This window comes from Streptomyces sp. NPDC001153, assembly GCF_053598315.1.
Map to the genome: position 1 here is coordinate 89,363 of NZ_JBSFJZ010000028.1, position 17,826 is coordinate 107,188.

At 70.1% G+C, this 17,826-nt stretch carries 16 protein-coding genes and 2 tRNA genes; 10 read left to right on the forward strand and 8 right to left on the reverse strand.

From position 1 onward, the window contains the following. Positions 1-242 precede the first annotated feature (242 nt). Positions 243-1,442, reverse strand: a complete 1,200-nt coding sequence (locus tag ACWDEN_RS29210) for an ROK family protein (protein WP_450860700.1) — start codon at positions 1,440-1,442, stop codon at positions 243-245. A gap of 484 nt (positions 1,443-1,926) precedes the next feature. Between ACWDEN_RS29210 and ACWDEN_RS29215 the strand changes: the two genes are divergently transcribed. Further along, a complete protein-coding gene (locus ACWDEN_RS29215; protein WP_351620261.1) occupies positions 1,927-2,508 on the forward strand; it encodes a biotin transporter BioY in 582 nt (193 codons plus the stop codon). A gap of 22 nt (positions 2,509-2,530) precedes the next feature. Here the strand turns inward: ACWDEN_RS29215 and ACWDEN_RS29220 are convergent, their stop codons facing one another. Continuing rightward, positions 2,531-3,340 carry an Fpg/Nei family DNA glycosylase gene (locus ACWDEN_RS29220; RefSeq protein ID WP_351615124.1) on the reverse strand — a complete coding sequence of 270 codons (810 nt, stop codon included), beginning with the start codon at positions 3,338-3,340 and terminating at the stop codon, positions 2,531-2,533. Between the two features lie 101 nt (positions 3,341-3,441). Continuing rightward, a complete protein-coding gene (locus ACWDEN_RS29225) occupies positions 3,442-3,927 on the reverse strand; it encodes a ribose-5-phosphate isomerase (protein ID WP_351615126.1) in 486 nt (161 codons plus the stop codon). Between the two features lie 236 nt (positions 3,928-4,163). Here ACWDEN_RS29225 and ACWDEN_RS29230 point away from each other — a divergent pair, with 236 nt between their 5' ends. Next, positions 4,164-5,588, forward strand: a complete 1,425-nt coding sequence (locus tag ACWDEN_RS29230) for an amino acid permease (protein WP_450860703.1) — start codon at positions 4,164-4,166, stop codon at positions 5,586-5,588. An 82-nt stretch (positions 5,589-5,670) separates the two neighbouring features. Here the strand turns inward: ACWDEN_RS29230 and ACWDEN_RS29235 are convergent, their stop codons facing one another. Further along, the gene (locus ACWDEN_RS29235) at positions 5,671-6,912 is read right to left on the reverse strand and encodes a GNAT family N-acetyltransferase (RefSeq protein WP_450860705.1); all 1,242 of its coding nucleotides are present in this window, start codon (positions 6,910-6,912) and stop codon (positions 5,671-5,673) included. Between the two features lie 186 nt (positions 6,913-7,098). Here ACWDEN_RS29235 and ACWDEN_RS29240 point away from each other — a divergent pair, with 186 nt between their 5' ends. Both ACWDEN_RS29240 and ACWDEN_RS29245 read left to right on the forward strand, forming a co-directional pair. Then, on the forward strand, positions 7,099-8,271 hold the full coding sequence (locus tag ACWDEN_RS29240) for a PP2C family protein-serine/threonine phosphatase (RefSeq protein ID WP_351615132.1): 1,173 nt from the start codon (positions 7,099-7,101) through the stop codon (positions 8,269-8,271). A gap of 91 nt (positions 8,272-8,362) precedes the next feature. Further along, positions 8,363-8,824, forward strand: coding sequence for an HD domain-containing protein (locus ACWDEN_RS29245; protein WP_351615133.1), 462 nt, complete (start codon positions 8,363-8,365; stop codon positions 8,822-8,824). Here ACWDEN_RS29245 and ACWDEN_RS29250 read toward each other — a convergent pair. Beyond that, positions 8,814-10,049, reverse strand: a complete 1,236-nt coding sequence (locus ACWDEN_RS29250) for an acyltransferase family protein (RefSeq protein WP_351615135.1) — start codon at positions 10,047-10,049, stop codon at positions 8,814-8,816. The genes ACWDEN_RS29245 and ACWDEN_RS29250 overlap by 11 nt on opposite strands. Before the next feature lie 416 nt (positions 10,050-10,465). Here ACWDEN_RS29250 and ACWDEN_RS29255 point away from each other — a divergent pair, with 416 nt between their 5' ends. Next, positions 10,466-10,660: a hypothetical protein gene (locus ACWDEN_RS29255; protein ID WP_351615137.1), complete on the forward strand. Its 195-nt coding sequence runs from the start codon at positions 10,466-10,468 to the stop codon at positions 10,658-10,660. 570 nt (positions 10,661-11,230) lie between these two features. Here the strand turns inward: ACWDEN_RS29255 and ACWDEN_RS29260 are convergent. Both ACWDEN_RS29260 and ACWDEN_RS29265 read right to left on the reverse strand, forming a co-directional pair. Then, on the reverse strand, positions 11,231-11,404 hold the full coding sequence (locus ACWDEN_RS29260; RefSeq protein WP_351615140.1) for a hypothetical protein: 174 nt from the start codon (positions 11,402-11,404) through the stop codon (positions 11,231-11,233). 135 nt (positions 11,405-11,539) lie between these two features. Next, positions 11,540-11,610 (reverse strand) — tRNA-Gly (locus tag ACWDEN_RS29265). A 206-nt stretch (positions 11,611-11,816) separates the two neighbouring features. Between ACWDEN_RS29265 and ACWDEN_RS29270 the strand changes: the two genes are divergently transcribed. The 5 genes from ACWDEN_RS29270 to clpX all read left to right on the forward strand — a co-directional run bounded on the left by ACWDEN_RS29270 (position 11,817) and on the right by clpX (position 16,634). Beyond that, positions 11,817-11,893 (forward strand) — tRNA-Pro (locus ACWDEN_RS29270). 190 nt (positions 11,894-12,083) lie between these two features. Then, positions 12,084-13,472, forward strand: coding sequence for a trigger factor (gene tig, locus ACWDEN_RS29275; protein WP_450860708.1), 1,389 nt, complete (start codon positions 12,084-12,086; stop codon positions 13,470-13,472). Positions 13,473-13,836: 364 nt separating this feature from the next. After that, on the forward strand, positions 13,837-14,442 hold the full coding sequence (locus ACWDEN_RS29280) for an ATP-dependent Clp protease proteolytic subunit (RefSeq protein ID WP_351615198.1): 606 nt from the start codon (positions 13,837-13,839) through the stop codon (positions 14,440-14,442). Positions 14,443-14,511: 69 nt separating this feature from the next. Then, complete coding sequence (locus ACWDEN_RS29285; RefSeq protein ID WP_351615145.1) at positions 14,512-15,177, forward strand: ATP-dependent Clp protease proteolytic subunit; 666 nt, start codon at positions 14,512-14,514, stop codon at positions 15,175-15,177. A gap of 170 nt (positions 15,178-15,347) precedes the next feature. Next, positions 15,348-16,634 carry an ATP-dependent Clp protease ATP-binding subunit ClpX gene (gene clpX, locus ACWDEN_RS29290; RefSeq protein ID WP_208900879.1) on the forward strand — a complete coding sequence of 429 codons (1,287 nt, stop codon included), beginning with the start codon at positions 15,348-15,350 and terminating at the stop codon, positions 16,632-16,634. A gap of 63 nt (positions 16,635-16,697) precedes the next feature. Here the strand turns inward: clpX and ACWDEN_RS29295 are convergent, their stop codons facing one another. After that, positions 16,698-17,705 carry a hypothetical protein gene (locus ACWDEN_RS29295; RefSeq protein WP_351615149.1) on the reverse strand — a complete coding sequence of 336 codons (1,008 nt, stop codon included), beginning with the start codon at positions 17,703-17,705 and terminating at the stop codon, positions 16,698-16,700. Between the last annotated feature and the right edge of the window lie 121 nt (positions 17,706-17,826).

The window sequence follows — 17,826 nt, forward strand, 5'->3', positions numbered from 1 at the left end:
AGAAAAGGGCTGGAAAGGCGGGAAGAAATCCGGGAAAGGCAAGCCGGGAAAGACAAGCCGGGGAAGGCAAGCCGGGAAAGACAAGCCGGGGAGGAGAACTCACGCAGACTCACGCAGCGGGAAACACGCGCTTCATGCGCGGCAATATGTCAGCAACAGACGGTGCGACAGCTCGTGAGGTGGCTCATGACCAGCATGTTCCTGGCCATGAGCGACTCCTGTCAACATTCCGAGTTTCTGAATTAAATACCCTCAGGTGACGCACCCAGCGGATCACGGAACAGCACGTCGAGCACCAAGGAACCGCCCGCCACCGCCAGCACGGAATCCGGGAAACTCGTCGGCAGCACCGCCGCCGTACGGCGGTTTCCGGCCGCCTCCCGCAGCGCGCCCAGGCACTCCTCGAAGTGGAGGACCCCGACCTCGGTGACGACGACCGTCTCCGGGTTGAGCACATCCAGCAGCAGCCCGGCCGCCCACCCGGCCGTCCGGGACCGCTCGACCAGCAGCCGCCGGGCCACCTCGTCACCGGCCGCCGCCGCGGCCACCACGTGCATCGGATCGGCCGAGCCGATCACCCCGGCCGCACGGGCCCGCCGGCCGAGCGTCCGCTCGCTCAGCTCCACTTGCAGGCACCCGGTACGGCCGCACGGGCACGGTTCGGTGCCGCCCGGCACCGGCAGATGCGCGATCGACCCGGCCGCCGAGCGCGGCCCGTGGTGCACCTCGTCGTTGGTGGCGAAGGCCGCGTCGACCACGTTGCCCACGAACAGATGCAGCACGCTCCGGCTGCCCCGGGCCCGCCCGAACAGCCGCTCCCCGTGCACCAACGCCCGTGCGTGCCCGTCCACATGGACCGGCAGGCCGGTACGGGCGCCGAGCAGCTCCCGCACCGGCACCTCGCGCCAGCCCAGCAGCTCGTGCTCGACCACGGTGCCGGTCTCCCGGTCCACCCAGCCGCCGACGGCCACCCCGACCCCCAGCGGCCGGCGGCCCGGCACCCCGGCGAGCAGCCCCGCGAGGCCCTCGGCGGCCCGCGCCAACACCCAGCCGGGATCGGTCCGTTCATGCTTCAGCTCACGCCGCGCCACCACCCGGCCGCGCAGATCCAGCAGGGCGACCGTCGTGTACGGCACGGCCACATGCACCCCGCCGACCAGGAACCCCGTGTCGTCCAGGTCGACGGGGACGTGCGGCCGGCCGACCCCGTTCGAGCGGCGGGGCGCGGCGGACTCGCGGATCAGGCCGAGTTCGGTGAGCCGGGCACAGTGCTCGGTGACCGACGCGGGCGACAGCCCCGTCAGCCGGGCGACGGTGCTGCGTGCCACCGGCCCGTGCTCCAGCACGGACCGCAGCACGACGCTGGCGCTGGTGCGCCGCCGGTCGCTGTCGGCGGCGCGCGGAACGGTCGAGACAAGGGTGGATGCCGCGGTACGGGGCATGGGGAACCGTCCTCGGGAAACGGGGCCGACACGTCTCGGAGTTCGAAGGGTCCGAAAGAGACTCGAAGGGTTCGAAACAGAGGCGTGCCTGGCGGTCCCGCCCCTACCCCGGGCGGCGACAGGTGGCCGTGCCCTGGCGTCGCAGGTCGACATAGCGACGCGAGGTGAAGTACCGGGCCTGGGCAACCATGCGTTCGAAGCTAGCAAAACGCCCCGGCGCTGCCCAGACGGCGACCGACGGGCGAGACGGTCCCCCGCGAGGCTTTGGCGGGAACCTACAGAGGCGCCCCGCAGGGCACGCCGTACCGCAGGCCACCCCACCTCAGTGACCGGTATCACGTCGAATCCGGTGTAGCGCACACCATTTGTGCGAAGCCCACCAACGCCCCGCTCAAGCCTTTGTCGACCGGAGACGGTGATCGGCGCGAGTGGCGCGGTATAGCGTCACGGTGTTCCCACCTGCCCACTCACCCGCGGAGTCCCCATGAGCACCGCCACCGTCACCGCTCGCCCCGGCGCCGTCCTCGCCGATCTGCTGCCTGCGTCCCGCGTCCGCGACGCGGCCCTCGTCATCGGCGGCGCCGTGCTCACCGGCCTCGCGGCCCAGGTGGCGATCCCGGTGCCCGGCACCCCGGTGCCGGTGACCGGCCAGACCTTCGCCGCGCTGCTCGTCGGCACCGCGCTCGGCGCCCGCCGCGGCTTCCTCTCCCTCGCCCTGTACGCGCTCGCCGGTGCCGCGGGCGTGCCGTGGTTCGCGGGCGGCTCCTCCGGTGCTGCCTCGGTCTCCTTCGGCTACATCCTGGGCATGCTCCTCGCCTCGGCGGCCGTCGGTGCCCTGGCCCGGCGCGGCGCCGACCGCTCGCCGCTGCGCATGGCGGGCACGATGCTCCTCGGCGAGGCGCTCATCTACGCCGTGGGCGTGCCCTACCTGGCCGTCGCCGGCGACATGTCCCTCTCCCGGGCCGTCGCGCTCGGCCTGACCCCGTTCCTGATCGGCGACGCCCTCAAGGCCGCCCTGGCGATGGGCGCGCTGCCCACCGCCTGGAAGTTCGCGAACAAGCGCTAGCGCAGCCGACCAGGAACCGCTGTCACGGTCTCTGGCAGGTGGGGCACCAGAAGAGGTTGCGCTGGGCGAGGTCGGCGGTGCGGATCCCGTCGCCGCAGATGTGGCAGGGCAGGGTGGCGCGCCGGTAGACGTACACCTCGCCGCCGTGGTCGTCCACGCGGGGCGGCCGGCCCATGGCCTCCGGGGTGTGCTCGGCCCGCACCGTGTCGATCCTGTTGTTCCGCACCCCTTGGTGCATCAGCTCGACGAGGTCGGCCCAGAGGGCGTCCCACTCGGCCGGGGTGATGTCCTTGCCCGCCCGGTACGGGTCGATGCCGTGCCGGAACAGCACCTCGGCGCGGTAGACGTTGCCGACGCCGGCGACGATCTTCTGGTCCATCAGAAGCGCGGCGATCGTCGTACGGCTGCGGGAGATCCTGCGGTACGCCGCGCCCGGGTCGGCGTCCTCGCGGAGCGGGTCGGGACCGAGGCGGTCGTGTACGGCCCGCTTCTCGCCGTCGGTGATCAGTGCGCAGGTCGTGGGGCCGCGGAGGTCCACGTACGCCGTGCCGTTCGCGAGCCGGAGCCGGACGGTGTCCGTCGGCGGGGGCGCGGGGGCGCCGCCGAAGGTGACCTTGCCGAACAGGCCGAGGTGGATGTGGACCCAGTCGGTGTCCCGGAAGCGGAGGAACAGGTGCTTGCCGTGGGCTTCCGTGGCCGTCAGCTCGGCCCGGTCCAGCAGGGCCGCGGCGTCGGAGAACTTGCCCTGGGGGCTGGTGACACGCGGGCCGCTCCCGAGGAACCGCTCGGCATAGTCCTGGGCCAGCCGGTGAATGGTGTGCCCTTCCGGCACGGCGGGGGTGTCCTTTCCTTCCTCGCGCCCATCCGCCCGCCGGCGGCCGACCGGGCCGGGCGGGCGGATGGGGTCAGGGGGGCGCAGCCCCCAGGGGACCGCTAGCTCTGCGGATGGTGCGCCGGGATCGGCGGCAGGTCGCCCGTCGTCTCGTACGCCGACAGCATGTCGATCCGCCGGATGTGACGCTCGTCACCGGAGAACGGCGTGTTGAGGAAGACCTCGACGAACTTCGTCGCCTCCTCCGTGCTGTGCATGCGCGCACCCACCGCCACCACGTTGGCGTTGTTGTGCTGCCGGCCGAGTGCCGCCGTCTCCTCGCTCCAGGCCAGCGCCGCCCGCACGCCCTTCACCTTGTTCGCGGCGATCTGCTCCCCGTTCCCGGAGCCGCCGATCACGATGCCGAGGGCGTCGGCGTCCGCCGCCGTACGCTCGGCCGCCCGCAGGCAGAAGGGCGGGTAGTCGTCCTGGGCGTCGTAGATGTGCGGCCCGCAGTCGACGGGCTCGTGACCCGCCGCCTCGAGCCACTCGACGAGGTGGTTCTTGAGTTCGTAGCCAGCATGGTCGGAGCCGAGATACACGCGCATGCCATGAGTGTGACACGCCCCATGAAGGGCAGCAGCCTCGGGTGGCGGCCCCCCGCCGGGCCCCGGGAAGCACCCCGCCAGGCTGCCCGAAATGTGAGCGGGACCATAGAACCTCAAGGGAACCTCAAGTAACGATACGGATTCAGAGGTTCCCGAATCCGTTCGCCTCGGATTCACTGGACCGGCTCGTACACCGCTCGTACGAATGCTCCGCCTGGCGTAAAGGAAATCCGTCCATGACCCCTGGTTCGGGCCTCCAAGCAGGACTCAAGAACCGTCACCTGACGATGATCGCGATCGGTGGCGTCATCGGAGCCGGCCTCTTCGTCGGTTCCAGCTCCGGTATCGCCACCGCGGGACCGGGCATCCTCCTGTCGTACGCGATCGTCGGCACCCTCGTCGTCCTCGTGATGCGCATGCTCGGCGAGATGTCCGCCGCCAACCCCACCTCCGGCTCCTTCTCCGCGCACGCCGACCGTGCCCTCGGCCGCTGGGCCGGGTTCTCCATCGGCTGGCTCTACTGGTTCTTCTGGGTCGTCGTGCTGGCCGTCGAGGCCACCGCCGGCGCCAAGATCCTCTCGGGCTGGGTCCCGGGCGTGCCGCAGTGGGGCTGGGCCCTCATCGTGATGACCGTGCTGACCGCGACCAACCTGGTCTCCGTCGGCTCCTACGGCGAGTTCGAGTTCTGGTTCGCCGGCATCAAGGTGGTGGCGATCGGCGCGTTCATCGCCGTCGGCCTGCTGGCGATCTTCGGCGTCCTGCCGGGCGTGCACGCCGACAAGGCGTCCTTCGGCAACCTGACGAACCACGGCGGCTTCCTGCCGCACGGTCCCGGCACCATCCTCACCGGTGTGCTGCTGGTCGTCTTCTCCTTCATGGGCAGCGAGATCGCGACGCTCGCGGCCGGCGAGTCGGAGGACCCGCAGCGCGCGGTCACCAAGTCCACCAACAGCATCATCTGGCGTATCGGCGTCTTCTACCTGGGCTCGATCCTGGTCGTGGTCTCGCTGCTGCCGTGGAACGACCCGTCCATCGCCGAGCAGGGCTCCTACGTCGCCGCGCTCAACTCGCTCGGCATCCCCAACGCCGGTCAGATCATGAACGTGATCATCCTGACCTCGGTGCTGTCCTGCCTCAACTCCGGCCTCTACACGGCCTCCCGCATGGCCTTCTCGCTCGGCCAGCGCGGTGACGCCCCGAAGGCGTTCGCCCGCACCACCTCCCGCGGTGTGCCGATGGCGGCGATCCTGGCCTCGGTCGTCTTCGGCTTCGTGGCGGTCTTCTTCAACTACGCCTACCCGGACACCGTCTTCCTCTTCCTGGTCAACTCCAGCGGGGCGGTCGCCCTGTTCGTGTGGCTCGTCATCTGCTTCTCTCAGCTGCGGATGCGGAGGATCATCCAGCGCGAGGCACCGGAGAAGCTCGTCGTGCGGATGTGGCTGTACCCGTACCTGACCTGGGCGACGGCCGCCTTCATCGTCTTCGTCCTCGGCTACATGCTGACCGACACCAAGGGCGAGAGCAGCGGCCGTACGACCGTGCTGCTGTCGGTGGCGGTCGCGGCGGTGGTGGTGACCGTCGCCGTGGTGAAGCAGAAGCTCACGGCGAACCGCCCGGCCCCCGCCGTCGAGGCCCCGGCCGACAAGGTGTCCGTGGGCTGACCGGCCTCCGCTTCGACCACCACGACGTACGGCACGGTGAAGGACTCCTTCACCGTGCCGTACGTCGTGGTGGGGCAGCGCTCTAGAAGCCGTGCGGCAGCCACGGGGCCACCGGTGAGCCGAACCCCACCGACGCCTCCGTCAGCGCCCCCGGCCGCAGCTCCCGTACCCGCCCGGCCGCCGCGAGCGACAGCAACGTCACCCCGCCGAGATAGGACGCGCCCAGCTCCCGTACGGACAGGGAGAGGTCGGCCGCGTCGGACGTACGCTCGCAGGACGCGCCCTTGGCGTCGCCCGTCAGCCGCCAACGCCCCGCGTTCCACGGGCAGAAGACGTCCTCCACCTCCAGCACGACATCGACCGGCGCCTGGTACGTACGCGCCGACAGTGCCCCACCGACGTCGACGAGACGGACGTACGCGTCGTCCCTCAGGCGCGGCCGGCAGCGGCGGGTGTCCGAGACCAGGTACCGCCAGGCGTCGTCGACCGGTCGTGACCTCACCGACAGCGTCGTCATCAGGTCGATGCCGAACAGGAAGCGCCACAGCGCCGCCTCGGTGACGGGATCGAGCGCGGCCAGGTCCCTCACGTGCACCGTGCCGTCGTGCCCGCTCTCGCCCCAGCCGAGCTTGGTGGTGAAGCGGACGTACCCCGTCACCGCGCTGTCCCGTTCGGCGACCACGCACTGCAGCGCCGAGGCCCCGTCCCGCTCGCTCTCGGGGTCGAGGAGACCGGCCCGCTCCCAGCCGGGCTGCCGGGCCAGCATCCCGGGCCGCCGCGGCACCAGCGCCGCGTAGACCGCCTCGCAGGCGTCCAGGACGTCGGCGGGCGCGGTGTAGCGCAGCCGTACGTCCTCCACGCCGGGCGGCAGGGACAGCGTCACCCGGCTCGTGTCGATCTCGGCGGTCGTCCGGAACGTGGCCGCGCCATAGCCGAAGCGGCCGTAGATCGCGGGCTCGGACGCGGTCAGCACCGCGAGCGGCTCGCCCAGCGCCCGAACGTCGTCCAGCTGCCGGCGCATCATCGAGGTCAGCACCCCGCGCCGCCGGTGGGTGGCCGCCACGCTCACCATGGTCACGCCGGCCGCCGGGACCGAGGCACCGCCCGGCACGGTCATCCGGAAGCCGAACGACCCCGTCGAACCGACGATCTCGTCCCCGTCCCATGCGGCCAGCGAACGGTCGAACTCGGTGAGGGACCTGTCCAGTTCGCGTTCCTCGGGCGGTGCCGCCGAGGCGCCGAAGGCGCGGTACAGGACGTCGTACCACCGGTCCCAGTCGGACTCGCGCAGCACCCTCAACTCGGTTCCCCGGTCAGTCCCCATGCGCCATGCGTACCAGGGCCTTGCGGGACGGGCCAGCGAATTTCTCCCGGACGGCGGCGCGATCGCCTCGTGTGCCGTTCACTGTGAGGACGAACCGACGACAAGGCGCGAAGTCGGGCCCCGCACGGGGGACAAGTGGGACCTCCCGTGCCAAGCAGCCGGTCCGATGGATAGGGTCCCGAACTAATGGCAGCAGGACGAGAGCGGCGCGCGAAGGCCGAGACGTTCACGGCCCGGTGGCGGATGCAGTGGCACCGGGTCCGCACCGGCCTGCGCAGAAGCGCCGTGGACTACTTCCGCGGCGACGGCTCCGACTGGATCGCGTTCGCCGGACTGCTGCTCACCATCCCCGTCCTCATGGGCGTGACCCTGGTCGACTCGGTGTGGTGCTCCCCGGCCACCCTGGTGCTGCCGATCATCGCCGGCGGCCTGCTGCTGCGCCCGGCGAGCCTGCTCGGCCTGTACGCGGCGGCGGCCACCGCGCTGATCGTGGAGTCGGTGCGGCTCGGGCCGTACACCGAGGGGCCCTCGCGGGTCACTCCCGGTGTGGTGCTGGTGGTGGCCGCGTGCGGTTTCTTCGGCCTGCTCACGGCCCAGTTCCGCAGCCGGGTCGGCGTGCCCTGGCGGCGCGGCGGCACCATGCTCTTCGACCTGCGCGAGCGGATCCGGGTGCAGAGCAAGCTGCCGAAGCTGCCGCAGGGCTGGCACCACGAGATGGCGCTGCGGCCGGCCGGCGGCCAGTCCTTCTCCGGGGACTTCGTCGTCGCGGCCCGCACGAACGGCGGCCGCACGCTGGAGGTCGTGCTCACGGACGTGTCCGGCAAGGGCATGGACGCGGGATCGCGCGCCCTGCTGCTGTCGGGGGCCTTCGGGGGCCTCCTGGGCTCCCTTCCCCCGCACGCCTTCCTGCCCGCCGCGAACGGCTACCTCCTCCGCCAGGACTGGGACGAGGGCTTCGCCACCTCCATCCATCTCGTCCTGGACCTCGACTCCGGCGACTACGAGCTGTACTCCGCCGGGCATCCGCCCGGGCTGCAGCTGAGCGCGGGCAGCGGACGCTGGGAGGAGAAGACGGCCGAGGGCCCGCTTCTCGGTGTGTACGACGGCGCCCAGTTCGACCCCGTGAAGGGCTCGCTGCGCGCCGGTGACGTGTTGATGCTGTTCACGGACGGTTTGGTGGAAACCTCCGACCGCGACATCGTCGAGGGCATCGACCGGCTCACCGGCGAGGCCGACCGCTATGTCGCCGGCGGCTTCCACGGCGCCGCCTGGCACCTCATCGAGGCGGTCGCGAAGGACGTCAACGACGACCGGGCGCTGCTCCTGATCTGCCGCCGGCCGGCCCCGCTGATCGGCTGATCCGCTACCCGCTCAACCAGCGGCCCGCTGCCCGGCCCACCTGGTCCACCCGGCTCACCCGGCGTTCCCGGTGCCACGGCACACTGGGCCGATGACACAACTCACGCTCACCGAGGTCGAGGCCGTCGCCCGCACCGCCCACGAGGGCCAGACCGACAAGGCGGGACGGCCGTACGCCGAACACCTCGCCGCCGTCGCCGCCGGTGTGCGCGCCCGGGGCGGGGACGCGGAACAGATCGCGGCGGCCTGGCTGCACGACGCCGTCGAGGACGACGCGCTCACCCGTCAGTGGCTCGCACAGGCGGCGCTGAGCGCGCGCACCAAGGCCATCGTGGACGCGCTCACCAAGCGGCCGGGGGAGGAGCCGGAGGCGTACGCGCGGCGGATCCTCGCCACGGACGGCGCGCGGTTGGTGAAGGAGGCCGACCTGGCGCACAACGCCGACCCGCAGCGGCTGGCGGCCCTGGACGAGCCGACCAGGAAACGGCTGACCGAGAAGTACGCCCGGATGCGCGCCCTTCTCGGTCTGCCGCAGCCGGGCCTCACACGCTGACCTTCTCGCGCTCGCGGTCCTTCCGCTGCCGCTCCCGGGCGAGTTCGGCCGGGTCCTGCTGGAACGCCCACTCCATCCTCGGCTCCATCGCGAACCGGAAGACGCGCTGCACGGGCCTGGTGCACAGCACGGTGACCACGGCGCCCGCGAGGACGGTCATGAAGATCTCACCGAGCGGGGTGTGCAGCCAGGCGTGGTCGAACCAGCCGTTGTACTCACCGGCCTTCCTCAGGAAACCGTGCAGCAGGTAGCCGTAGAGCGTGCCCGAGCCGATCGCCGTGAACCAGGTCTTCCGGCCCGGCACCCAGGACAGGAAGCAGGCGGTCAGCAGCACCGCGCAGCCGAACATCGCCAGCGTCATGACCGGACCGGTCCACCAGGGCGCGCCCAGCCCCGGCGCCGAGTCGCGGCGGTAGAACCACGCGGTGTTCATCCGTGGCGCCGCCCACCAGCCGACGAGCAGCGCGGTCGCGAACACCGGCACCGACAGGATCCGCACCGAGCGGCGGTCCACCAGCCGGAAGTGCTCGGGTTTCAGGCACAGGCCGAGCACGAAGTACGGCAGGAACTGCAGGAGGCGCTGCATGTTCAGGACGTCGCCTATGTGCGAGGTGACGGTGGCCAGCATGGCGACGACGAGGGCGAGCGGCACCGGCCAGCGCACCAGCTGCCAGATCGGCGTGGTCAGCCGCCAGACGAACAGCGCGCACAGGAACCAGGTCAGGTAGAAGGGGTAGACGAGGCTGATGTCCTGACCGGGGTTGTGGTTGAAGTAGCGCTCGAAGAGCGAGTAGGCGGTCTCGAAGACGACGTACGGCACGGCGACGCCGGTGATCAGCCGCTTGAGCCGGGCCGGGCTCAGGTCGAAGGTGCGGGAGAAGTAGCCCGAGATGAGGACGAAGGCCGGCATGTGGAACGTGTACACGACGTCGTACACGCCCTGGAGGATGCGGCTGTCACTCTTCAGCGGCTCCCATGAGTGCCCCACCGCCACGAGCACGATGGCCAGGTACTTGGCGTTGTCGAAGAACGCGTTGCGCTGCAGGCCGTCGCGCTGCGGGCCGTCGTGCTGCGGGCCGTCACGCTGTTCGCCGGATCTGTCCGCCTTCGCCGGCCCCTTCCGCGCAGTCATCGGGGTACGCGAACCGGGCACTCCGTCCGCCGGCGACTGTGCCGGGGGGAGCGGCCTGCGGTTCCGGCCGGGGGAGGAGGCGGCGTCAGACATCTCAGGCACCCTAGCGTCGCCCGCGGGATTTCGTAAAACCCCGGCAATTATTCCTGGTTAATGCCTTCGCGTGGCCGCTGATATCCCACCACGGGTCGTCAGTTCACCCTGGATGTCCATATTCATCCCCACTAAATGGGGCATACCGCTACCCTGTGTCTTCGATTCACCATCAACTCGAATTAGTTGTGCACGAGATGTGTGTAGCGAGAAACGAAGTCGCGTAATTCTCCGGTGAGTTACGTGCGGGCACCCGTCGAATTCCCGTGCGGCGGGGCGCCCGCGTCGGTTCGGTGCCCGACGTTGTGTCACGGGCCGCATGAGGCGGCAGGGTTGGTGGCACGATGGTTCTGGCGGGGGTGCGCGGGTCGTACCCCTGGGCCGGGAGAGCGGACCGACCGAGGGTGTGATCAGTTGTGGCCATTTCACTGTCTGTGGTGCTGCTGTTGGCGATCATCCTTGTAGTGCTCCTGAGAGGGGGGAGCATCAAGGCGGGGCCCGCGATCGTCGCGGTCCTCTTCGGGTTCTTCCTCGCCTCGACCGGTATGGCCCCGTCCATCGACCGTTTCCTGAACTCGATAGCGGACTCGATCAGCTCGATCAAGTTCTGACCCGGTGCGGGGCCGGGGGCCGGAACGCGCTGAACGACTACAGAGCTGAACAGGTGGGGGAGGACGTGGTCCACCCCGCCCGCTCCGCCTCCGGCCGCCGGCTCGCGGTCAAGGTCGTCCACGGCCCGTACCGCCGCCGACGACGAGTTCCGCATCCGGTTCAACCGCGAGGCCGCCGCCGCGCGCCCCTGGACGGCCACGCGCAGGAGTGGCCCACCAGGACCTGAAACCGGCCGACGTCACACTCGCCGGGCGCGGTCCTCGTGCACGCCGCCACCCGGCGCTGCCCCCTCGAAGGCGTGAGCCCCTGGAGGACCGGGCGAACACCCCAGGACCGCCCGGCACGGGACCCGCCGCGGAGACCGATCCCGCACGCCCGCCCGGTGGAGCCGGTACGACGGCACCGGCCCCGGTGATGGCCCGCCTCCGTCGCCGGCCGTGGCGACGGTCCCGGCGCCTGCCAGGCCAGGACCCCTCCGGTGCCGACCCGAGCGACTCCTTCAACCACTGCGCCGCCACCGGCACGCCCCTGCTCCGCGCGGCCGACGGCATCCCGGCCACCGGCCCGGCTCACATGGCGCCGACCGGGGACGCGAACACCAGGTCACCGACAGGCGGGAAGAACGACAGCACCTGCCGTGCAGGACCCGTACCGCAGTGACGGCCCGGACGCCGGACGCTACCCGCGGTGACGGTCGGCTCGGCCTCGCCGGCGGCCACCTCGACCTCGCGCCCGACGGTCACGCACTCGACGGGACACGGCGCTCACACCTCGTGGCCGCGACGGACGGGCGAACGTCAGGGACCCCCGGACACACCAGGGGCCCGGCCCCGCCGAAGCGGAACCGGGCCCCTGGGCTGGTCATGGCGACCGATCGGAGCGGGCGACGGGAATCGAACCCGCGTAGCTAGTTTGGAAGACTAGGGCTCTACCATTGAGCTACGCCCGCAACAGTGCGCCGCAGGTCGGTGACCGCGGCACTGGAGGCAATCGTAGCGGGTCGCCCGGTGCCGAGGCCAACGAGTTGATCCCACAGCTCCCGTACGCGCCGTACGTGCCCCCTCGCGCCCCCGCGCCGGAGCCCTCGCGCGTACCGCCTCGAAGAATGCGGCCGACGTAACCGGCCAGGGCATGTACCCTACGTGTCGCACCAGACGGGGTGTGGCGCAGCTTGGTAGCGCGTCCGCTTTGGGAGCGGAAGGCCGTGGGTTCAAATCCCGCCACCCCGACCACCTGCCCGGGCACCTGCTCACGACGTCGTGATGATCGCCTTTTGGGGCGCTGACCGGCTGCGGTTACTATGCAAGCTGCGCGCCCGTGTGTCCCGGCCCACTCGGCCTACGAACTCCTCCGGGCGGCGAATCCGCCGGACCCGTCTGGCTCCGGCAGAATCCAAGAAGTCAGCCACAAGGAGACCGAACCGTGAAGAGCGCCGTGGAGACCCTGAACCCGACCCGGGTTCGGCTCACTGTCGAGGTGCCCTTCGAGGAGCTCAAGGACAGCCTCGACGCGGCGTACAAGAAGATCAACCAGCAGGTCACGGTGAAGGGCTTCCGCAAGGGCAAGATCCCGGCCCGGGTCATCGACCAGCGGTTCGGTCGTGGCGCCGTGCTGGAGGAGGCCGTCAACGACGCGCTTCCGAAGTTCTACACCGAGGCGGTCAACGAGGCCGAGCTCAGCCCGCTGGGCCAGCCCGAGGTCGACATCACCGAGCTGAAGGACGGCGAGACGCTGAACTTCACCGCCGAGGTCGACGTCCGCCCGGCCCTGGAGATCCCGGACTACTCCGGCATCGAGGTCGAGGTCGACGCCGTCGAGGTCACCGACGAGGACATCGAGAAGTCGGTCGAGCAGCTGCGCGAGCGCTTCGCCTCCACCTCCCCGGTCGAGCGCGCCGCCGAGGACGGCGACGTCGTCACCATCGACCTGCAGGCCAAGGTCGACGGCGAGGTGCTGGAGGACGGCATCGCCAACGGCGTCTCCTACACCATCGGCTCCGGCGAGCTGCTGGACGGCATCGACGACGCCGTCAAGGGCCTGTCCGCCGGTGAGGAGGCCACCTTCACCTCCGAGCTGAAGGGCGGCTCCGCCGCGGGCAAGGAGGCCGAGGTCACCGTCAAGGTCACCCAGGTCGCCGCCCGTGAACTGCCCGAGCTGGACGACGAGTTCGCGCAGCTCGCCTCGGAGTTCGACACCCTGGACGAGCTCAGGGCCGACAGCCGCAAGCGCCTCGCGAACATGAAGCAGTTCGACCAGGCCACCCAGGCCCAGGAGCGCGTCCTGGAGAAGCTCCTCGAGCTGGTCGAGGTCCCGGTCCCCGAGAAGCTGCTCGAGGACGAGATCAACACCCGCAAGCACAACCTGGAGCACCACCAGCTCGGCCAGATGGGCCTGACCCTCGACAAGTACCTGGAGATCCAGGGCAAGACCGCCGAGGAGTTCGACGCCGAGACCCGCGAGGCCGCGGTCAAGGGCATCAAGACCCAGTTCGTCCTGGACGAGCTGGTCAAGAAGGAGCAGCTCAACGTCAACCAGGAGGAGCTCACCGAGCACCTCATGCGGCGCGCCGCCTCCTCCGGCATGTCCCCCGACCAGTTCGCCCAGGCCGTCGTCGAGGGCGGCCAGGTGCCGCTCCTGGTCGGCGAGGTCGCCCGCGGCAAGGCCCTGGCCGTCGTGGTCGAGGCCGCCACGGTGAAGGACACCAACGGCGAGGTCGTCGACCTGGAGGACGAGGAGGAGACCGAGACCGTCATCGAGACGGTCGAGGCCGCCGAGGGCTCGGAGACCTCCGAGGAGAACGCCGAGGGCTGACCGGCCCTACGGCGCCTGTAAGGCACGCACAGCGGGCCCTGGGGACTTTCCCCGGGGCCCGTTTGCCGTACTGGGGCGCGCCGACGAAAGGGGCGCGGGGCTGCATCCGATATGCGGCTCCGCCGCACGGGCGCGACAAGCCCCCACCCGCCCCCACTCACCCCCCACTCACCCGCGGCCCGACGACGACCCCGGCACCCCCTACGAACCGCACCGGCCCCCCAGCGGAGCGCTACGCCCCCGGCGAACACCACCATCTCCGGGATTCCCCGAAGGGACCCTCGCGTTAGGGTCCATGAAAGGCAGAACAATGAGACGGCCCGGCGCCGTCGTAAGACGAGCAGGTGGATACGTGACGAATCTGATGCCCTCAGCCGCCGGCGAGCCTTCCATCGGTGGTGGCCTCGGCGACCAGGTCTACAACCGGCTGCTCGGCGAGCGGATCATCTTCCTCGGCCAGCAGGTTGACGACGACATCGCCAACAAGATCACCGCACAGCTGCTTCTCCTTGCCGCCGATCCGGACAAGGACATCTACCTCTACATCAACAGCCCCGGCGGCTCGGTGACGGCCGGCATGGCGATCTACGACACCATGCAGTACATCCCGAACGACGTGGTCACGATCGGCATGGGCATGGCGGCCTCGATGGGCCAGTTCCTGCTCACCGGCGGCACCGCCGGAAAGCGCTTCGCCCTGCCGCACACCGACATCATGATGCACCAGGGCTCCGCGGGCCTGGGCGGTACGGTCTCGGACATCAAGATCCAGGCCCAGTACCTGCTGCGCACGAAGAAGACCATGTCCGAGCTGACCGCGCTGCACTCCGGCCAGTCCGTCGAGACGATCATCCGCGACGGCGACCGCGACCGCTGGTTCACCCCGGAAGAGGCCAAGGAGTACGGTCTCATTGACGAGATCATCACGCACGCCTCGGGTGTTCCGGGAGGCGGCGGCACCGGTGCCTGACCGGCCCGGCCACGCCAAGCACCGCCACGACCCCAGCCCCCAGAACGCCACCAGGACGGTGAACACCCCATGAACAACTTCCCCGGCGCCGCCAGCGGCATGTACGAAGGGCCCCGCCCCGACAGCCGCTACGTCATCCCGCGCTTCGTCGAGCGCACCTCCCAGGGCATCCGCGAGTACGACCCGTACGCGAAGCTCTTCGAGGAGCGCGTGATCTTCCTGGGCGTCCAGATCGACGACGCCTCCGCCAACGACGTCATGGCGCAGCTGCTGTGCCTGGAGTCGATGGACCCGGACCGGGACATCTCGATCTACATCAACAGCCCCGGTGGCGACATGACCGCCCTGACGGCGATCTACGACACGATGCAGTTCGTGAAGCCCGACATCCAGACGGTCTGCATGGGCCAGGCGGCCTCCGCGGCGGCCATCCTGCTCGCCGCCGGTACGCCCGGCAAGCGCATGGCCCTGCCGAACTCGCGTGTGCTGATCCACCAGCCGGCGGGCTCCACCGGCCGCGGCCAGCTCTCCGACCTGGAGATCATCGCCAACGAGTTCACCCGGATGCGCGAGCAGCTGGAGGACATGCTGGCCAAGCACTCGAACCAGCCGATCGAGAAGATCCGCGAGGACATCGAGCGCGACAAGATCCTCACGGCCGAGGAGGCGCTGGAGTACGGCCTCGTCGACCAGATCATCTCCACCCGCAAGCTGAACAACGCCGCGGTCCGCTGAGGCGGAACGGCATACTCTGGGCCCTTCTTGGCAGGGTCCGCGTCAAAGTGAACCCTGCCAAGGGGGGCCCGAACACGGGGCCCGGCAAGGTACCGTCGACATAAGGCAGCACCAGGAGCCGCTGGACTCGAAAGCGTCCGGGCGTCTCCCAGGCGAAGGGGAAGCACACCGTGGCACGCATCGGTGACGGCGGCGATCTGCTCAAGTGCTCGTTCTGCGGCAAGAGCCAGAAGCAGGTCAAGAAGCTCATCGCAGGGCCCGGTGTGTACATCTGCGACGAGTGCATCGATCTCTGCAACGAGATCATCGAGGAAGAGCTCGCGGAGACCAGCGAGGTGCGCTGGGAGGAACTCCCCAAGCCCCGCGAGATCTACGAGTTCCTCGAGGGCTACGTGGTCGGCCAGGAGGCGGCTAAGAAGGCCCTCTCCGTCGCGGTGTACAACCACTACAAGCGGGTCCAGGCAGGCGAGAACGGCGGCCCGGGCGGCCGTGACGACGCCATCGAGCTGGCGAAGTCCAACATCCTCCTGCTGGGCCCCACGGGCTCCGGCAAGACCCTCCTCGCGCAGACCCTGGCGCGCATGCTGAACGTGCCGTTCGCGATCGCCGACGCCACGGCGCTCACGGAGGCCGGCTACGTCGGCGAGGACGTCGAGAACATCCTCCTGAAACTGATCCAGGCGGCGGACTACGACGTCAAGAAGGCCGAGACCGGGATCATCTACATCGACGAGATCGACAAGGTGGCGAGGAAGAGCGAGAACCCCTCGATCACCCGTGACGTCTCGGGCGAGGGCGTCCAGCAGGCGTTGCTGAAGATCCTCGAAGGCACCACGGCCTCCGTCCCGCCCCAGGGCGGCCGCAAGCACCCCCACCAGGAGTTCATCCAGATCGACACGACGAACGTCCTGTTCATCGTGGGCGGCGCCTTCGCCGGCCTGGAGAAGATCATCGAGGCCCGCGCGGGCGCGAAGGGCATCGGCTTCGGCGCGACGATCCTCTCCAAGCGCGAGCTGGAGGCCAAGGACGTCTTCGAGGACGTCATGCCGGAGGACCTGGTCAAGTTCGGCATGATCCCGGAGTTCATCGGCCGCCTGCCCGTGATCACCTCGGTCCACAACCTCGACCGCGAAGCGCTCCTCAAGATCCTGGTGGAACCCCGCAACGCCCTGGTCAAGCAGTACCAGCGCCTCTTCGAACTCGACGGCGTGGAGCTGGACTTCGAGCGCGAGGCCCTGGAGGCCATCGCCGACCAGGCGATCCTCCGCCAGACCGGCGCCCGGGGCCTGCGCGCCATCATGGAGGAAGTCCTCCAGGGCGTCATGTACGAGGTCCCGTCGCGCAAGGACGTGGCCCGCGTCGTCATCACGGCCGACGTGGTCCTCTCCAACGTCAACCCGACCCTGATCCCGCGGGACGCCCGCGGCCGCGGCTCCGGCGAGCAGAAGTCGGCGTAACTCCCAGGCACGGAAAGGGGCCCCGGTCGACCGACCGGGGCCCCTTTCCGCGTTGTGCGGGCGTCAGGCCTTGACGCGCACGTCGTTGCGCAGCTTGGCCGCGAGTTCCGCGGCGTCGTCGAGCGAGCCGGCCTGCCCCGAGGCCAGGGAGGCCACGCTGTACGACATCACGAGGGACGCGGTGCTGTGGTCGCCCCAGATGCAGAGCGGCATCTGCATGCTCTTCGGCACGCCCGCGTCCGTGGACGACGAGGCGGAGGTGTCGATCTGGGCCACCTGGCACTTCATGACGCCGTTGGAGAAGCCCGCCGGGTGGACGGTCTCGGGGCTGCCGATCAGCTTGCCCTTGAAGCTGGAACCGCTCTGGTCCTTCTGGGAAGCCGTCTTGATCTTGGCGAACATGGAGTCGACGAGCGCCTCGGGGTCCTTGATGCTCCCGTACACGCCGTTGAACTTGATCGCCTTCTTGGTCAGCCCGCTGCCGCTGTCGTACTCGGCGGCCACCTCCGTGGGGTTCGTCACCCCCCACTTCTCGAAGTCGGACTTGTCGGAGTCGCCGGGGCCGTTCGACGAGTCGGCGGCGTCGCTCTTCGTGTAGGTGCCGTTGATGACGGCCTGCGGAGTCGTCAGCTTGTGCGGACCGTCGTCCGTCACTCCGGTGCCGCCGGCGAACGCGAAGTACGCCCCCACCGCCACGGCCGCCACCACGGCCACCGCGCCGATGATCAGGCCGGTCTTCTTCTTGCCGCCGGCCGGCTGCGGAGCCTGCGGCATGCCGTAGGGCTGCTGCCCGTAGGGGTTCGGCTGCTGCTGGCCGTAAGGATTCGGCTGCTGCGGCACGCCGCCCTGCTGCGGGTAGCCGTAACCCGGCTGCGGCGGGGCGGCCGGAGGTGCCTGCTGGGGGTAGCCATAGCCGGGCTGCGGGGCCTGCGGCTGCTGGCCGTACGGGCCCGGCTGGCCCGGCTGGCCGTAGGGCCCCGGCTGGCCGTACGGACCCGGCTGCCCCGGCTGGCCGTAGGGACCCGGCTGCTGGGGTGGCTGGCCGTACGGGCCCGGCTGGTTGTTGCTCATTTCTGGGTTCCCCCTAGGACGCTTATGTGTTCCTGACATCCTGGCCCAGGCCCGGAAAGCACGCGGCACCGGGGGGCGCACCGTTACAGAACAAACGTGTTTCGGGACCACCCCGTGACAC

Coding starts and splice junctions, on each gene's coding strand:
- ACWDEN_RS29210 (WP_450860700.1), bottom strand. CDS start 1,442: ATGCCCCGTACCGCGGCATCCACCCTTGTCTCGACCGTTCCGCGCGCC.
- ACWDEN_RS29215 (WP_351620261.1), top strand. CDS start 1,927: ATGAGCACCGCCACCGTCACCGCTCGCCCCGGCGCCGTCCTCGCCGAT.
- ACWDEN_RS29225 (WP_351615126.1), bottom strand. CDS start 3,927: ATGCGCGTGTATCTCGGCTCCGACCATGCTGGCTACGAACTCAAGAAC.
- ACWDEN_RS29230 (WP_450860703.1), top strand. CDS start 4,164: ATGACCCCTGGTTCGGGCCTCCAAGCAGGACTCAAGAACCGTCACCTG.
- ACWDEN_RS29235 (WP_450860705.1), bottom strand. CDS start 6,912: ATGGGGACTGACCGGGGAACCGAGTTGAGGGTGCTGCGCGAGTCCGAC.
- ACWDEN_RS29240 (WP_351615132.1), top strand. CDS start 7,099: ATGGCAGCAGGACGAGAGCGGCGCGCGAAGGCCGAGACGTTCACGGCC.
- ACWDEN_RS29245 (WP_351615133.1), top strand. CDS start 8,363: ATGACACAACTCACGCTCACCGAGGTCGAGGCCGTCGCCCGCACCGCC.
- ACWDEN_RS29250 (WP_351615135.1), bottom strand. CDS start 10,049: ATGTCTGACGCCGCCTCCTCCCCCGGCCGGAACCGCAGGCCGCTCCCC.
- ACWDEN_RS29280 (WP_351615198.1), top strand. CDS start 13,837: ATGCCCTCAGCCGCCGGCGAGCCTTCCATCGGTGGTGGCCTCGGCGAC.
- ACWDEN_RS29285 (WP_351615145.1), top strand. CDS start 14,512: ATGAACAACTTCCCCGGCGCCGCCAGCGGCATGTACGAAGGGCCCCGC.
- ACWDEN_RS29295 (WP_351615149.1), bottom strand. CDS start 17,705: ATGAGCAACAACCAGCCGGGCCCGTACGGCCAGCCACCCCAGCAGCCG.